We start from the raw sequence: 15,664 nt of genomic DNA, 5'->3' as shown, positions 1-15,664 counted from the left end.
TCAAAAAAGGACACGTATGTATTCCAGTGGAATCACGTGTCCTTCTTATGCCGTACTTAACAACATCAGGGATTCACATCTCATAACATTGAAGCATTAGACATGATCTGTTTCAGTTTTTCAGTAGCTCTCTTCTGAATTCGGGAAACACTCATCTGGGATACACCCAATTTCTGAGCTATCGCCCGTTGAGACTGACCATCCTGGAAGGCCAAAATCAGCACCTTCTGCTCCTGTTCCTTCAACTGTCCCAATGCCTGCTGCAAGTCCATCCGCTTCTCCACCGAATCAAAATCATTTACGTCTGCACTGATGAGTTCACCAAGCGTTGCTGCACTTTCATCCTGAGACAGTGGAGAATCAAGTGAGACGTAGTGGTAACATTCCCGACCAGCTAACACTTCGATGGTTTCCTCTGGGGTCAGGTCAAGGTATTCAGCAATCTCATCCACACTTGGTGAGCGTTCAAACTTCACCGTCAATTCATCAATAGCATGTTGAACAAGTGCACCTTTTTCCTTGATTCGTCGAGGTACCTGAATATACCAGGATTTGTCCCGGAGATAGTTTTTCATATGACCGATCATGCTTTTCATGGCGTAAGGTTCAAACGGAATGCCTAGATTAATATCGTACTGCTGCAGAAGGCGAATCAGAGCCATTTGGCCAGTCTGATACAGATCTTCGTACAGATCCGGACGATTCCGGGCAATCTTGCCTGCTGCCATCTTCACCATCGGTTCATATTTGCGGATAAGCACTGTTGCAATTTCATTATCCTTGGTTTGCTGGTATTCCCAAATCAAACCCACGGATTCAGACATGGACTCTGGGGGAGTCACTTTTTCGTTCATACTTTCTCCTCACTTCTTGCAAGACGTTTTACGAGTACAACTTTCGTACCTTTGCCCGTCTCACTTTCCACACTGACATCATCCATCAGGGCTTGCATCAGATAGAATCCAAGTCCACCAATTTGGGCATCTGTCAGCTCAGTGTCATGAAGGCCTGCGCGTGATACTGCCGGGTTGACGTTTTCGAAGCTTGCACCTTCGTCCTTGACTGTAATAGCCAATGTTTCGTTGTCCACTTCAAAAACAACCTCAACCATACCGCCTTCGTGTGAGTAGGCATATAATACAGAGTTGTTACAAGCCTCGGATACAGCAACTTTCATGTCCTCAATGTCCTCATAAGAAAATCCCATTTTGGACGCTACACCATAAAGATTCAGTCTTACAATATCCACGTAATCAGCTGTCGCCGGTAAGTTAAGGGTGACTCTTTGAACTTCTGCATTCATTCCTTTTTCGATCCTTTCCTATTGGGAATTCTTCTGTGAGACAAAGAATTTGGCAATACCCGTCATATCAAAAAGCTTCTGAATCTGCGCAGGAACTTCTTGTACTTCAAAGCGTGCTTCCATTCCATGTCGTGCCTTCAGAACAGATAACAGGATTCCAATCCCTGTGCTATCGATATACTTCAGGTCCTTCATGTTAATAATCAAATCCTGCTCCTTGTTGTCCACAAGTGGCTCCATGACCAAACGAAATTCAGGAGCTACCGACAAATCCAGTTCGCCGGTAAGATATACCGTGCACACGCCGTTTTGTGTTTCGGTCTTTGCATTGAATTTTTCATTTTTATTTGTATTCATTAGACATCTCTCTCCTGATCAATGGTTTCCTTACCTAATAACCCAACTTGTGCCCAGGTGAAACAAAATCATAATTAGCAATTATTTCAATTTGCTCGATTCATGGGTGAGGAGGCTGATTTAAAGCCCTTGCGGTCTTCCTGAAATCGCGACAATTTTTGTTTCACACTGCCCATCTTGACGGGTTTACTGATGTAATCATCCATTCCGACAGCAAGGCAGCGCTGCTGGATGCCCTCCATTACATTAGCAGTCATGGCCAGTACAACAGGCTGCTTTTCCTTCGGAAGACTTTCCCGAATTTTACGTGTGCATTCCAATCCGTCCATAACCGGCATTTGCAAATCCATAAATATATAATCATAGCCTGGATTCTCTAGAACCATATCCAGCGCCTTCTGTCCATCTTCTGCGGTATCTGATGTGAAGCCCAGCTTGCTCAGCATAATCGACATCAACTTTTGGTTAATGGGGTGATCATCGACAATTAATACGGAAGGCTGCATTTCATAACGTTCCATATTCTCCAGTTGTTCTTCTCCATTCCCGATGGTCAGTTCCGTCTCTACATAGCGCTGTACCTGAATGGTGAAGACAAAGGTAGCCCCACGCTTCTCGCTCGTATCCAGATGAATGCTGCCACCCATCATTTCCACTAACGTCCGGCAAATGGCAAGTCCCAAGCCAGTTCCACCGTACTTGCGTGTCATCGATGTATCCAACTGAGAAAATGGCTGGAACAGGCGATCCACCTTATCTGAGGATATCCCTATACCTGTATCCTTTACTGCAAATTCCAAGGTCATTCTACCGTCTTTTTCTTCGTTAACAGAAACGATCAGGTAGACTCCACCCTGGTCCGTAAACTTGATGGCATTGGCAATCAGATTCATCAGGACCTGACGCAGTCTAGCCATATCGCCGTACACCAAGGCAGGAACGGAATCCTCGAGGAAATAGTCCAGCTCCAGATTCTTTTTACCTGCTTCCATTGCGAACAGGCCCAATACTTCTTTGATACATGTAACGAGATCAAACGGATGCTCCTCCAGCTCCATTTTCCCGGATTCCATCTTGGTGAAATCAAGAATATCGTTAATAACCGTTACAAGTGCATCTGCGCTCTTTCGCACGATATCGATATATTCCTTCTGCTCATCCTTCAATTCCGTCTCCATCAGCAAATCGACCATCCCGATAACACCGTTCATCGGTGTACGGATCTCATGACTCATCATTGCTAGAAATTCGGTTTTGGCTTTGGCTGCGATTTCCGCTTCCTCTTTGGCCTGAATCAGCTGCTGATTCATTTTCTCGAGTTCCTGCGTTTTCTGATGAAGCAGCATGGTTTGGGTTTTCAGTCGTTTGTTCGTGATGAACATCTCGACAAAACCCTCAATTTTGGATTTGAGAATCTGGGGGATAAACGGTTTCACCATGTAATCGATGGCACCTGCCGAATACCCGGCAAATAAATGTTCTGCTTCCCTGCTGTTGGCAGAGATAAAGATAATGGGTACATCCTTTGATTTATCACGCGCTTTAATTAACTTCGCTGTCTCAATTCCGTCCATTCCAGGCATCTGCACATCAAGCACAATGACCGCAAATTCGTCTTTAAGCAAGCATCGAAGTGCCTCTTCTCCAGAAGTTGCCTTGACGAGTTTATACTGTTCCGATTCCAAAACTGCTTCTAGAGCAAGCAGATTCTCGGGGCGGTCATCTACCAATAATATGTGGATTGGTTCATTGAGCCCCATGGCTAACCCTAACCCCCTATTTGATCTTCCGGTATATTTTTTCCGTCCGGTCTAACGGCTCGTAAGCATCACTAAATTCTGTGAAATGGATCGATTCCTTGGATCCCAGAACAAGAATGCCAAAATGGCTCAAGCTCTCATGAAATAGCCCATGCACATGGTTCCTTAGTTCATCATTGAAATAAATCATGACGTTACGGCAAAAGATAACGTTAAATTCGTTAAATGACCGGTCTGTTGCCAAATTATGCTCTGCAAAAATAATGTTTTTTCGCAGATAAGGATGAAACATAACGGAGTTATACTTCGCTGTATAGTATTCGGAGAAGGCTCTGGTACCCCCTGCCTCCAAATAGTTTGTTGTGTATAATTTCATCTTTTCAATACCATATACGCCTTCCTTGGCCTGCTGCAGTGAGCGGTCATTCATATCGGTGGCATAGATCCGTGCCTTGTCATACAAACCTTCCTCATGCAGCATAATCGCCATGGAATACACCTCTTCACCCGTGGAGCAGCCTGCGTGCCAAATCCGAATATAAGGATATGTCCTTAACACAGGTATGATCTTTTCACGGAATGTCCGGAAGAGCGCAGGATCACGAAACATTTCGGTCACCGGAATGGACAGATTCTGTACAAAACGTTCGAATGCTGAACGTTCATGCAGAACCTTTTCCTGAAGCCCGGATATCGTTTTAAGACCTTCCGAATGTGCGTAGTGCCAGATTCTTCGTCTCAAAGATGGCAATGCGTAATTTCTAAAGTCATATCCATATAGACGGTGCATACCTTCCAATAACAACTCAATCTCAATCAATTCGCGTTCTTCATCTTGCGGCATGCGGACCGATTGTTCATCAGCCTCGGTAGGTTCCCACGGTGTCATAGATTCTCTCCACTTCTTCATTTGTTACTTGCGTAATAGCTGTATTGTTGTTCATTACCCAAACTATTGGGTTACGAATACAGCCACACGCGCATTAATGATAACAGTTGATCTGTTTGAATCGGTTTCTTCACATAATCGGATGCACCAGCTTCAATACACTTGCCCCGATCATCTTTCATGGCTTTGGCCGTCAGTGCAATAATTGGTAATTTCTCGAATCTCGGAATCTGCCGAATACGTGTCATCGCCTCGTATCCATCCATTTCCGGCATCATCATATCCATTAACACCAGGTCAATATCCGGGTTCTTATCCAAAATCTCAAGAGCTTCGCGCCCGTTCTCAGCAAACGTAACATCCATTCGATAGCCTTCAAGCACACTCGAAAGGGCAAATACATTTCGAATATCATCATCCACGAGCAGTATTTTCTTACCTTCAAACAAGGTTTCCTTGTTATGCAGCTTCTGCAGAATTCGGCGCTTGTCTTCCGGCAGATTGGCTTCTACCCGGTGAAGGAACAAGGTTGTCTCATCCAGCAGACGTTCAGGTGATTTCACGTCTTTGATAATGATGGACTCCGCATATTTGCGCAGCTTCATTTCTTCCTTGCTATCCAGCTCTTTGCCTGTGTAAATGATAATCGGCAGATCATTCAGATATTCATCATCCCTGATCTGGTCAAGCAACTCGAATCCGGTCATGTCCGTCAACATCAGATCCAGCACCATACAATCGTACCGCTGGCTATGGAGTTCGGTTAAAGCCTCGCTGCCAGTAGACACAGCCGTTATGGCAACATCATCATGCCCGATAAGTTCAATGATTGCTTTGCGCTGTACTTCGTCATCTTCCACAATTAGCAAACGTTTCAACTGGTTCTCTGTATAGGATTCGATATGCGAGAAGGCTTTATCCAGCGAATCTTTACTAGATGGTTTTTTCAGGTAGGCAATGGCCCCCATCATCAATCCTTGCTTCATATCATCAATCACGGAAATAACATGAACCGGTATATGGCGTGTTGCCGAGCTGCTCTTCAGTTCGCCCAGAATCGCCCAACCATCCATGACCGGAAGCTGAATGTCGAGAATAATCGCATCCGGCAAATATTGACGGGCCATTTCGAGTCCTTTGTCTCCTTGAGTGGCCACAATTGCCTTAAATCCTCTTCCTCTCGCCATATCCATCAAAATGTGAGCAAAATTCACGTCATCCTCAATAATGAGCAGAATTTTGTCACCATCCGCTAGATTGTCCTGATCATCATCCATCTGGACGGATACAGCCGTGTCGTTTGCTGGCATGTTCATTAGGGAAATACTGTCAGATTCTGGTGCAATGACCGTTTGCCTGCTTGAACGTATTGTCCCGGATTGGTTTGCAGACGAATCATACTCGGCAGATGCAGCCGCCAGGGAAGCACCTTCCTCTTCCGGAGCTGCTTCTTCATGATTGTCCGGTAGGTATAACGTAAACGAACTGCCCACACCTTCAGAGGACTCGACCTGAATGGCTCCGCCAAGCAGACGAGCAAGTTCACGGCTGATGGATAGGCCTAGTCCGGTTCCTCCGTATTTGCGACTGGTAGTTCCATCGACTTGCTGGAAGGCTTCAAAGATCAGATCTGTTTTGTCTGAAGGTATTCCAATTCCTGTATCCTTCACGGTAAATCCGATATATTCCTGATTGGTGTTCAGATACCCCGGAAGTTCTTCCGGTTTCATCTTCCGTCCAATAATGCTAACAGATCCCCGGTTGGTAAATTTGAAGGCATTCGACAACAAGTTGCGTAAAATTTGCTTCACACGATGCCCGTCAGTGTACACCCATTCCGGTAGATTACTTTCAAATTCAATATTGAGATCCAATTCTTTTTTATTGGCCATGGGGCCAAAGTTTTGTTTCACAAAAGCGGTCAACTCATCCATTCGAACTGTCTCATAATTGATATCCATTTTTCCTGCGTCTACCTTGGACAGGTCCAAAATTTCATCAATCATTTTAAGCAGATCCGCACCGGACATATAAATCGTTTGAGCATATTCCTGCTGTTTGCTGCTCAGATTGCCTTCCTTGTTTTCAGACAGTAATTGAGACAGGATCAGCAGACTGTTCAGCGGTGTCCGAAGCTCATGCGACATATTTGCCAGGAACTCGGACTTGTATTTGCTTGTCATCGACAGCTGCATGGCTTGCTGTTCCAACTGCGTTTTCGTTTTCTCAATTTCGTCATTTTTCTCTTCGACTTCACGAACCTGCTCTTCAAGTGCACGCGTCTTGGCAATCAATTCGGTATTAAAATGTTCGAGCTCTTCCTGCTGACGCTGCAGCAGTTCCTCAGAACGTTTGAGGGCATCTGTCTGTTCTTCCAGATTTTCATTGGAACGACGCAGTTCTTCCTGCTGTGTCTGCAGTTCCTCGGACTGTACCTGAAGTTCCTCTGTAAGAGCCTGTGATTCACGCAGCAGCTCCTCCACACGCAGACGGCGGCGCACATTATTAAGAATGACACCCAGATTCATAATGAGCTGAGAGAACAACTGTTTATGCAGATCATTAAAACCTTCAAAAGAAGCCAATTCCACAACACCAATGAGTTCATCTTCAAAAACGACAGGGAAGATCATAATGCTGGTCGCGCGGGTAGAACCCGATGCTGAACCAATCTGAATGTAATCTTCAGGCGTATTTTCAAGAATAATCGGTTTCATATCCAAGGCTGCTTGACCAATTAAACCTTCGCCAACCCGATATACTTCCTTGCCAATGTCCTTGTTCTCCTCGAAGGCGTATGCCCCGTATCGTCTCAACTCATCGGGATGCTTCTCTTCATCAATCAGATAAACCACGCCGAGCTGTGCTCCAAGGACCGGAGTAAACTCACTGATAAACATTTGCGAGATCTGACGAATGGAACCAACACCTCGCAGCAATTCGGGCACTCTGGCTATGTTGGAGCTCATCCAGTTTTGATCCTGCTGTGCCTGCATGTAAGCCTTCTCGACTTCCTGTTTTTCTTCCAGGTCTGCCGATACCTCTTTGAATACATTCGCAATCTGCCCAATTTCGTCCGTAGACTTGACCTGAATGCGTCTGATGGTACGATACCGACCTTTTCCAAAACTTGTAATCATCATCGAGACTGTATTCAGCCCTCGTGTAATACTTGGGAGTACCCACAAAATCACACCAAGTGCAAGCAGCAAGCCACCAACCATAATGCCTACTGTAATCTGAACGGCACGGTTATACTCCTCGTTCGCTTGCCTGATTTCCGTATCAATCTCTTGGTCCTGAAAACGGGGAGAGCGCGTTTAGACTATCTACAGCTTCCTTCTGCACAGCAAGGCCTGTTGAATTGCGGTAGTTGTTTCCATCTTCCACACGTCCCTGGGACATCAAGCTGATCTGTCTATTCGCATATGAATTATATGATTCCCACGCAGCATCTACACGGTCGACCAGCTGATGCTCGCCTGCACTATCCGCCCGTTCACGAACTTCCTTGAGGAAACCTTCTCCTCGCTCCTGCATTTCCTTAAGGTCATTTTCTGCAGCATTCGTTGAGTTATTTGGGTTAAGCAGCAAGTTAGCCAGTACTTTCGCTATATCATTAACTTCTCCGCGTACAGACGAAGTATATCTAACCTTTAAGTACCGCTCCTGATACATCTGATCAACCTGTTGATTGCTGCTATTCAGCCGTTCATAGCTTACAAATGTAAGTACAATCAAGATGGCCATGAGAGCGGTAAAACCAATCAGCAGCTTATTTCTGATCTTCATTCATTTTCCGCCCCTTTATGTTAACGTAATCCACACCAGGCATTTATCATCATCTCGCTCTTGGGGAATCTCGTCATCAAAGAACACAGCCTGCATGTGAGCTTCATTCCATTGATGTGAGCCCTTCAGCTGCTCTTTCAGGAATTCCAGTTGCTCCTCCTGATCCCCTTGAACGGCCTCCAGCAGTCCATCGGTATAAAGCGCAATATGTCCGTCACCCTCGTAGTGGATGGTCTGTGGTTCAATATCCATCTTATCGAACAAACCTACCGGACAGCATACGGCATCAAAAGTCGCTACACTACCATCTTCCTGGAAAAACAATGCCGGCGGATGCCCCGCGTTGACATAGTCAATACGCTTCATTCGGGTATCTACAACCAGATATATAGCTGTAAAGTAGTACTGTACCAACTGCTTTTCCAGATGCAGCTGATTAAAGCGACGATTCAACTCCTGAATTACCTTCTCGGGGTCTACGTAGGTCGTAACCGTATCCTTCAATACCGAAGCGATAAACATGGTAAACAACGAAGATGAAATACCATGTCCCATCATATCCAGCAGCAATACCCCATATCGTCCTTCACCAAGCGGGTACCAGGAGTACAGATCTCCTGCCAGTTCAAAAGAAGGTTTATAGATGGCATTCACATGGAACAACGGATCCTCAATCGCCGGGCTTAACACCGCATTCTGCACCATGGCAGCCAGCTTAAGCTCATCCTGAATGCGCTGATCGCGTTCCTTATGCCAATCCTTCTCCTGCTTCAAACGGAGAGCAAGCCGAATTCGGGCCATTAACTCCACCTTGTTAATTGGTTTGGTTACATAATCTGACGCTCCTGCATCCAATGCTTCGGCAAGTTTCTTGGAGTCGCCGATTGCTGTAACCATAATAATAGGAATATCCTTAAGATTTTCGAATTTTTGTACGACACCGCAAGCTTCAATTCCATCCATTTCAGGCATCATCATATCTAGCAGAATCAGGTCAATATCCGACGGTCTGGGACGCAGTTCGTTGTTTTCCTCCCCGATTCCCAAAACTTCAAACATTTCCATGGCCGAACTCGCGGTTATAATGTCACGATAGTTCTCTTTTTTCAGAATCTCTCGAATAATAATGACATTCGTCGGATTGTCGTCAACAATAAGTATTTTCATTTCTATCTCCCTTATCTGTGGCGTTCCGTTCCGGGTTTGTCGATTTTTATCAAGTCGTGTAACAACCCAAAATATACATTTTTCGCAATCAATACAGCGGTAGACATAACATTTCCTACTATAACTATAATCGTAAAAGCAAAAAACTTCTATCAGTAAATGGCACCACCACAGGAAAAAACACCTGCTCGCTGCCCTGTTTTTGCCGCGTTCTGATCCCGCTTCCAAACTCGCAAAAACATAGATAAGGAATGGGGATATCCCCATTCCTTATCTATGTTTTTGAATCTGAAGCTCGTCTAGTTCAGGATGCTTCAGTTACCATTTGAACCAATTAATCCTTCTTCTTGGCAATAACAAGCACTTTGCCTTTATCAAGTTCACTCTCGTAAAAGTCTGCCTCAGCTTCTGTAAAGCCCATGGATACTATTTTGGCCCGGAGTTCATCACCACGTGATCGGAACAAATTCGCCATGGAGTCAAATACGCCTTCTTCCTTGATACCTATTTCCTTGGCATCCGCTGTATCGGCAATTCGGTCCGTACGATCCTTCTCGTGGGCTAGAACGAAGATATGATCAGCAAGGTAACCAGTATTCTGCAGCTCTTTCACCGCTTCTACCGCTTGAACTCCGTTTTCCACCACTTTTGCATAAGCTTGCGCATTGGTTGAATTCATCGTCTCCACTCTCCTCTGATAATCTTCTTTTCGAGCTACTTTTAATATATAACCTTGCTCTCTTGGTTTGAAACGCTTCTTTAATAAGAAACCATTTCTCCTCTACTGGAGATGATCTTCAAACAGATCGACTCCGTCAATCTGCTCGGTGCCGGGCTTGATATAAACCTTAATGGCTTGATTACCCCGCAGATACACTTCTCCATCTTCAGCTACCACATACGGCTCACCCAAAACCTGGCGAATGGATTCGACATTCATGTCTATCCACTGCTGGTTGAGTTTCAACCGCTCCTCGGTTCCATCAATGTGGATATACTGGATCTCTCCGGTATCCTCACAGAGTCCAACCTTGACATCAGCAAACTCATATTCGGGACAACCCAGATATGGATCTGCCTTTTTGTGAAGGGGCTGACCCTTCTCAGATATAATATGACCTTTGCTGTCATCCAGGGAAATGCCATTCAGAGTCTGAAAATGCCGAACCGGTCCGGATCGATCAGCAGCCAGAGTAACCTCTGGCACTTCTTCTTCCACTACCGTCCATTGCATATCTTGAGCAGCAGGTACCGCTGCCGGTTGAACGGAAAAGGGAGAAATTACGCTAAACATAACAAGCAGTAGTTTCATCATGATTCTCACCCTTTCATCAAGTTCAGTTCATCACCGCTCTGAAAGACATTCAGGATTACACAGCGGTCATGTTATTTACGCATACGTTGCCACACATTAGCCGCCAGATCGATGTACTTCACCCAATTTTTCCCGCCCTTTGCCGTATCATTATATGTAGCCTGATAACTTTGAAGGGTCCGATCCGTAGGTGTTGCAGGCGTTGTCTGTACTTTAGCTACCTCTGCACGTTTGTTTTGCGGCTCTTGATTGTTGCGTTTGGTTTGAAATTTGGCGATCATCGTCGTGGATACCTGTTTGGCCGCCTCGGTCACCTCATTCAAAACCTCTCCCAAATTTTGAACCGATTCCATTACCGGATCAATTTGTTTCATCTTGTGCTGCACATCAACCGTAATATCATTGGCATGCCTTACCGTCTGCTTCACTTCATAACTCAGTTCATCAATCGTTTTCTGAACTTCCTGAAGTGTCTTGGACACGTTGTCCAGTGAGCCCTGAGCCGATTTCAATGTACGAATCAAAAAGAAAACCAATACTGCAAAAGCCACCGCAATCAAGGCCACACTAATTTGATAGATCATAGAAGAACCTCGCTTTCTCATATACATCGTTTTGTTATTGCTATAGTTACCCGACCATTTCAGGCGCGAAACAAAATTAGAACGGACTTCAACCTTCCCTGTTTTTGGAAAATCCATAGATGTTTCATTACAAAACCCCCAGGTTAAAGAACAACTACACACGGCAGCGGATTGAACATCGCTGACCCCATATTCCCAAACGAAAGGATGAATACTCATGTTGAAATGGTCTGTACTATTTCTAGTTATTGCTCTTGTAGCAGGGATTTTCGGCTTTTTCGGTATTGTTGAGGCAGCTGCTTCCATTGCCAAAGTCCTCTTCTTCATCTTTGTTGTATTGTTCGTAATCTCCCTGATTACCGGACGCAGCCGAATGCGATGAATCAGGTTGCTTTGGATAATCTCTTCATCAGATTACATACAAAAGCCTAGCGTGCTTGCAAAAGCCGCTAGGCTTTTGTTATGTGTCTGTCATTTTTGAATCGATTGTCCCAGGGCATAAGGTCCCCCCATCTAATTATTATGTATTACGCTCCTTTCTTCCCTATTCCATCCGCACTTCTCTTTAAACCGGATTTTTATCCACAAACAGGACTTTTTTTACATAGCCAGCCCGGTTTTCTCCCACTGTGGTCTGATATTTACAAGCTTCCCATATACCCACAATTGCTCCAGTTGACTCTGGAGAATAAAAGAAAATATTGTTAAAATGTTGATTCACAAGTGAGGTCGCTTGGTTACTTTTAACACAGAACAACAAATTACATACCTAATCCGAGGAGGAAAAAACAATGAAAAAAATCGTAAGTTTTGCCGCTGCTTTGACTTTGATGGGTTCAATGGCTGCTGCTGCCGGTGCTGAGGAAGCGGTTACTGGAACAGTAACTCCGGAGACAGGAACCCAGGCAACAAAACCTGTGGAAACAACACCTGCTGTTGAAGTAAACAAACCGGTTGTTGAAACCGTTGAAGGTACAACAGAAACGGTTACTGGCGCAACATATGGCACGGATGATGACAAAATCTTCGACGAGCCTGTTGTAAAACCAGGTGATGAGGTTCTTGTACCTACCATGCTGCTTAATCTTCTGGAGCGCACTTGGTTCTACGATGCACCAAACGGTAAACCAATCGGTGCATTGAGTGCCCAAGTAATCGATACAACTGGTGAAGTTGTAGACGGTTTCGATGGTGGCGAATGGGTTCAAGTGTACACTTGGAAAGGCAAAGCGTGGATCCACGTTGCCATTAAATAGTATCGTATAATCGTTCTGAACATAAGTAAAGAGGACAGCGCTCATAGCGACTGTCCTCTTTTTTTTAACAAAATATTTAGCTCAGATCACTCATGTAGGTTCTGCTAAGTCTTCCATTCTCGGCTCAACATGCACGTGAACATGCATTATATTGTGTGAACGCTTCAGCCGTTCCTCCACTTCATCACAGATCCGATGACCTTCAATTAAACTAAGCCCGCCATCCACTTCAATGACTACATCCACAAGCACATGACTCCCATGTACGCGTGCCTTGACGTCCTTAATCATCTCTACTCCAGGAACTCGCGCTACAGATGACCTAAGATCCGTTAACTGATCTTGATCGAATCCATCCGTTAAGCGATGCGTGGAATCCCGGAAGATTTCCCAGGCGGTTTTGCAAATCAGAAGTCCTACAGCAATTGCAGCTACCTTGTCCAACCACGGTAAACCAAATTGGGCCCCTACAATGCCGACTGCCGCTCCGATACTCACCCAGGCATCTGACCGATTATCCTTGGCCGCGGCCATAAGCGCCTGATTGTTAATCTGCAGTGCCAAGCGATGATTATATCGGTATACGCCCAGCATAACCACCGCACAGATTCCAGCGACGGCAGCAGACCATAAGTTAGGTGCTGCAAAGTCCCCTTCATACCATGAACGTACGGCTTCAACCAAAACCTGTAGTCCAACCATGGCCATGATAAAGGATGCAATTAAAGCAGCAACGGTCTCTGCTCTGAAATGCCCATAAGCATGATCTGAGTCGGGCGGTTTCTGAGAAATCCGTAGTCCAATCAATACGGCAACCGAAGCAACAATATCTGTGAGGTTATTAAAACCATCTGCCAGCAATGCGCTGGATGCGAATAAATATCCACAGATTAGCTTGAAGGCGGACAAGATCAGATAAGCTGCGATGCTGACCCAAGCCCCCCGCTCCCCTTTACGTATTTCTTCATAAGCGTTCAAACCGGGCGACACTCCTTTTACGTTTCGTATTACGGTTTTTACATGGTACCAAATGCCACCCTTGTGGGTCTATAGAAACAGTGTTGCCAAGTTGCATGGCTGTAGGGAAGCCGAAACAAAGTTGCCAAACCGCATGGCTGTAGGCTTTGAGAAAAAGTGTTGGCCTAGTCAAAAAGTGAAGGATCCCCGCTTATTATCAGGTTGCCCTTGTGGGGCTTTTGCAAAACGTATAAAATAGGTACATCCCGTCCAATTCGGACGGCTTACTGTAAGACCGGGAGGGAAACAATGATGAGCGAAAACACTGAACCGAAAAAAATCAGTTTGCAGGATGCGATACGCCAGAAACTGGCGCAGAAGAAACAACAGGCGAACTCTGGTAACCAATCCAGCGCCTACTTTGAAGGCGGACCAAAAGCGATGAAGAGCCAAAACAATAAAAAGCCTAACAATCAGCGCCGCCGTACAGGTGGATCCTAGAGAAATCTCGGATTTGCTTATGCAAGAAAAAGAACCGCAAGCTCCTTTCAACAGGGCTTACGGTTCTTTTTTATTACATTGGGGTTCTGAACCCCAACATTTTATTTTGAATTAAGCTTCAACCGGGTACATTTTTTTACGCAGTTCTTTAATTTCTTCACTTTCCAGATATTCATCATAGCTCATTTGGCGATCAATAATGCCATTTGGCGTAATTTCGATAATCCGGTTAGCAATGGTTTGGATGAACTGATGGTCATGGGACGTGAACAGCATCGTGCCGTCAAAATCAATCATACCATTGTTCAGGGCAGTAATAGATTCGAGATCCAAGTGGTTCGTTGGCTCATCTAGAATCAGTGCATTAGCACCCGTTTGCATCATTTTTGCCAGCATACAGCGAACTTTCTCTCCTCCGGAGAGTACGCTTGCCTTTTTCAAGGATTCCTCGCCTGAAAAGAGCATACGACCCAAGAATCCGCGAAGATACGTTTCATCCTGATCTTTGGAATACTGACGCAACCAATCCACCAGAGTCATGTCTACACCATCGAAATATTTGGAGTTGTCTTTCGGGAAATACGCCTGTGATGTTGTTACACCCCAAGTATATTCACCGCTATCCGCTTCCACTTCACCCATAAGGATGTCAAACAGCAGCGATTTGGCATTACCATTCGGGCCAACAAATGCGATTTTATCCCCTTTGTTCACCACGAAGCTAATATCATTCAGCATGTTCACACCATCAATTGACTTGCTAATACGATCGACAGTCAACAATTGCTTGCCTGCTTCACGCTCAGGTTTGAAGTTGATGAACGGATATTTACGGTTTGATGGACGAAGGTCATCCAGCGTGATTTTGTCGAGCTGTTTCTTACGCGAAGTTGCTTGCTTCGACTTGGACGCATTCGCCGAGAAGCGTTGAATAAAGGCTTGCAGCTCTTTGATCTTCTCTTCTTTTTTCTTGTTCGCATCACGCTGCAACGCGAGCGCCAGTTGGCTGGATTCGTACCAGAAGTCATAGTTACCTACGTACAGCTGGATTTTACCGAAATCGATATCCGCAATGTGCGTACATACCTTGTTCAAGAAGTGACGGTCATGGGATACAACAATAACTGTACCTTCATAATCCATCAGGAAGTTCTCGAGCCATTGAATGGATTCAAGATCCAAGTGGTTGGTAGGCTCATCGAGCAGCAGATTGTTTGGAGTACCAAACAACGCCTGTGCCAGCAAGACCCGAACCTTCTCGTTACCACTCAGCTCTGTCATCTTCTTCTCATGCATGTCACGATCGATACCCAGACCGATCAGGAGTGCCGCTGCATCCGGCTCAGCATCCCAGCCATTCAGCTCGGCGAATTCACCTTCAAGCTCACCGGCACGCAGACCATCTTCTTCTGTAAAGTCCGCTTTGGCATACAGCGCATCCTTCTCTTTCATGATGGAGTAAAGACGGCTGTGGCCCATAATTACGGTTTCGAGAACCGGGTACTCATCATATTCAAAGTGGTTTTGCTTCAAAACGGCCATACGTTCGCCCGGGGTGATGTGCACCTCTCCCGAGTTTGCTTCAATTTCACCGGACAAAATTTTCAGGAATGTTGATTTGCCGGCTCCGTTGGCGCCGATCAGGCCATAACAGTTGCCTGGCGTGAATTTGATATTCACATCTTCAAAAAGTGCACGTTTTCCGTAGCGGAGCGTGATGCCGCTTGTACTAATCATTAAGCATACCATCCTTTATTTTAATAATCTGCTACTGCATAAATAG

General features: G+C 45.2%; 16 protein-coding genes. 3 read left to right on the top strand and 13 right to left on the bottom strand.

Annotation, left to right across the window (positions count from 1 at the left end):
• Positions 1-80: 80 nt before the first annotated feature.
• The 11 genes from ABIC22_RS14020 to ABIC22_RS13975 form a co-directional block, all read right to left on the bottom strand.
• Positions 81-854: a sigma-70 family RNA polymerase sigma factor gene (locus tag ABIC22_RS14020; RefSeq protein WP_095292462.1), complete on the bottom strand. Its 774-nt coding sequence runs from the start codon at positions 852-854 to the stop codon at positions 81-83.
• Positions 851-1,303 (bottom strand): anti-sigma B factor RsbW, encoded by a 453-nt coding sequence (gene rsbW, locus ABIC22_RS14015; protein ID WP_095361786.1) that lies wholly within the window; start codon positions 1,301-1,303, stop codon positions 851-853. Before rsbW ends, ABIC22_RS14020 begins: the two co-directional genes overlap by 4 nt.
• Positions 1,304-1,321: 18 nt before the next feature.
• Positions 1,322-1,660, bottom strand: coding sequence for an STAS domain-containing protein (locus tag ABIC22_RS14010; RefSeq protein WP_095361785.1), 339 nt, complete (start codon positions 1,658-1,660; stop codon positions 1,322-1,324).
• An 86-nt stretch (positions 1,661-1,746) separates the two neighbouring features.
• On the bottom strand, positions 1,747-3,420 hold the full coding sequence (locus ABIC22_RS14005; protein WP_354481529.1) for a response regulator: 1,674 nt from the start codon (positions 3,418-3,420) through the stop codon (positions 1,747-1,749).
• A 16-nt stretch (positions 3,421-3,436) separates the two neighbouring features.
• Positions 3,437-4,309: a CheR family methyltransferase gene (locus ABIC22_RS14000; RefSeq protein WP_127539871.1), complete on the bottom strand. Its 873-nt coding sequence runs from the start codon at positions 4,307-4,309 to the stop codon at positions 3,437-3,439.
• A 71-nt stretch (positions 4,310-4,380) separates the two neighbouring features.
• On the bottom strand, positions 4,381-7,209 hold the full coding sequence (locus tag ABIC22_RS13995) for a response regulator (RefSeq protein ID WP_483312590.1): 2,829 nt from the start codon (positions 7,207-7,209) through the stop codon (positions 4,381-4,383).
• 385 nt (positions 7,210-7,594) lie between these two features.
• A complete protein-coding gene (locus ABIC22_RS30145) occupies positions 7,595-8,101 on the bottom strand; it encodes an MCP four helix bundle domain-containing protein (RefSeq protein WP_483312546.1) in 507 nt (168 codons plus the stop codon).
• Between the two features lie 15 nt (positions 8,102-8,116).
• Positions 8,117-9,268: a PP2C family protein-serine/threonine phosphatase gene (locus ABIC22_RS13990; RefSeq protein WP_354481525.1), complete on the bottom strand. Its 1,152-nt coding sequence runs from the start codon at positions 9,266-9,268 to the stop codon at positions 8,117-8,119.
• 334 nt (positions 9,269-9,602) lie between these two features.
• Positions 9,603-9,947 (bottom strand): YflT domain-containing protein, encoded by a 345-nt coding sequence (locus tag ABIC22_RS13985; RefSeq protein WP_095292442.1) that lies wholly within the window; start codon positions 9,945-9,947, stop codon positions 9,603-9,605.
• 102 nt (positions 9,948-10,049) lie between these two features.
• Positions 10,050-10,583, bottom strand: coding sequence for a hypothetical protein (locus tag ABIC22_RS13980; RefSeq protein ID WP_127539866.1), 534 nt, complete (start codon positions 10,581-10,583; stop codon positions 10,050-10,052).
• Between the two features lie 71 nt (positions 10,584-10,654).
• A complete protein-coding gene (locus ABIC22_RS13975; protein ID WP_110821722.1) occupies positions 10,655-11,167 on the bottom strand; it encodes a DUF948 domain-containing protein in 513 nt (170 codons plus the stop codon).
• 217 nt (positions 11,168-11,384) lie between these two features.
• Between ABIC22_RS13975 and ABIC22_RS13970 the strand changes: the two genes are divergently transcribed.
• Together ABIC22_RS13970 and ABIC22_RS13965 are read left to right on the top strand one after the other, a co-directional pair.
• Entirely contained in the window at positions 11,385-11,549 is a 165-nt protein-coding gene (locus ABIC22_RS13970; RefSeq protein ID WP_082704249.1) for a DUF1328 domain-containing protein, read from the top strand.
• Between the two features lie 409 nt (positions 11,550-11,958).
• Complete coding sequence (locus ABIC22_RS13965; protein ID WP_095361778.1) at positions 11,959-12,423, top strand: hypothetical protein; 465 nt, start codon at positions 11,959-11,961, stop codon at positions 12,421-12,423.
• Positions 12,424-12,513: 90 nt separating this feature from the next.
• Here ABIC22_RS13965 and ABIC22_RS13960 read toward each other — a convergent pair whose 3' ends face one another.
• A complete protein-coding gene (locus tag ABIC22_RS13960) occupies positions 12,514-13,401 on the bottom strand; it encodes a cation diffusion facilitator family transporter (RefSeq protein WP_127539862.1) in 888 nt (295 codons plus the stop codon).
• 291 nt (positions 13,402-13,692) lie between these two features.
• On the opposite strand from ABIC22_RS13960, the gene ABIC22_RS13955 reads away from it, so the two are divergent.
• Positions 13,693-13,881 carry a hypothetical protein gene (locus ABIC22_RS13955; RefSeq protein WP_095292429.1) on the top strand — a complete coding sequence of 63 codons (189 nt, stop codon included), beginning with the start codon at positions 13,693-13,695 and terminating at the stop codon, positions 13,879-13,881.
• 111 nt (positions 13,882-13,992) lie between these two features.
• On the opposite strand, the gene ABIC22_RS13950 is transcribed toward ABIC22_RS13955, so the two are convergent.
• Positions 13,993-15,618: an ABC-F family ATP-binding cassette domain-containing protein gene (locus ABIC22_RS13950; RefSeq protein ID WP_127539860.1), complete on the bottom strand. Its 1,626-nt coding sequence runs from the start codon at positions 15,616-15,618 to the stop codon at positions 13,993-13,995.
• Between the last annotated feature and the right edge of the window lie 46 nt (positions 15,619-15,664).

The sequence above is a fragment of the Paenibacillus sp. PvP094 genome, assembly GCF_040546835.1.
Lineage (GTDB): Bacteria > Bacillota > Bacilli > Paenibacillales > Paenibacillaceae > Paenibacillus > Paenibacillus illinoisensis.
This window is presented reverse-complemented; position numbering and strand designations above follow the sequence as displayed.

What these genes read in the sequence shown, in the direction of transcription:
- ABIC22_RS14010 (WP_095361785.1), bottom strand. Translation starts at nt 1,660, where the DNA reads ATGAATACAAATAAAAATGAAAAATTCAATGCAAAGACCGAAACACAA.
- ABIC22_RS30145 (WP_483312546.1), bottom strand. Translation starts at nt 8,101, where the DNA reads ATGAAGATCAGAAATAAGCTGCTGATTGGTTTTACCGCTCTCATGGCC.
- ABIC22_RS14005 (WP_354481529.1), bottom strand. Translation starts at nt 3,420, where the DNA reads ATGGGGCTCAATGAACCAATCCACATATTATTGGTAGATGACCGCCCC.
- ABIC22_RS13965 (WP_095361778.1), top strand. Translation starts at nt 11,959, where the DNA reads ATGAAAAAAATCGTAAGTTTTGCCGCTGCTTTGACTTTGATGGGTTCA.
- ABIC22_RS14000 (WP_127539871.1), bottom strand. Translation starts at nt 4,309, where the DNA reads ATGACACCGTGGGAACCTACCGAGGCTGATGAACAATCGGTCCGCATG.
- ABIC22_RS13970 (WP_082704249.1), top strand. Translation starts at nt 11,385, where the DNA reads ATGTTGAAATGGTCTGTACTATTTCTAGTTATTGCTCTTGTAGCAGGG.
- ABIC22_RS13990 (WP_354481525.1), bottom strand. Translation starts at nt 9,268, where the DNA reads ATGAAAATACTTATTGTTGACGACAATCCGACGAATGTCATTATTATT.
- ABIC22_RS13975 (WP_110821722.1), bottom strand. Translation starts at nt 11,167, where the DNA reads ATGATCTATCAAATTAGTGTGGCCTTGATTGCGGTGGCTTTTGCAGTA.
- ABIC22_RS13950 (WP_127539860.1), bottom strand. Translation starts at nt 15,618, where the DNA reads ATGATTAGTACAAGCGGCATCACGCTCCGCTACGGAAAACGTGCACTT.
- rsbW (WP_095361786.1), bottom strand. Translation starts at nt 1,303, where the DNA reads ATGAATGCAGAAGTTCAAAGAGTCACCCTTAACTTACCGGCGACAGCT.
- ABIC22_RS13955 (WP_095292429.1), top strand. Translation starts at nt 13,693, where the DNA reads ATGAGCGAAAACACTGAACCGAAAAAAATCAGTTTGCAGGATGCGATA.
- ABIC22_RS14020 (WP_095292462.1), bottom strand. Translation starts at nt 854, where the DNA reads ATGAACGAAAAAGTGACTCCCCCAGAGTCCATGTCTGAATCCGTGGGT.
- ABIC22_RS13995 (WP_483312590.1), bottom strand. Translation starts at nt 7,209, where the DNA reads ATGTTTATCAGTGAGTTTACTCCGGTCCTTGGAGCACAGCTCGGCGTG.
- ABIC22_RS13985 (WP_095292442.1), bottom strand. Translation starts at nt 9,947, where the DNA reads ATGAATTCAACCAATGCGCAAGCTTATGCAAAAGTGGTGGAAAACGGA.
- ABIC22_RS13980 (WP_127539866.1), bottom strand. Translation starts at nt 10,583, where the DNA reads ATGATGAAACTACTGCTTGTTATGTTTAGCGTAATTTCTCCCTTTTCC.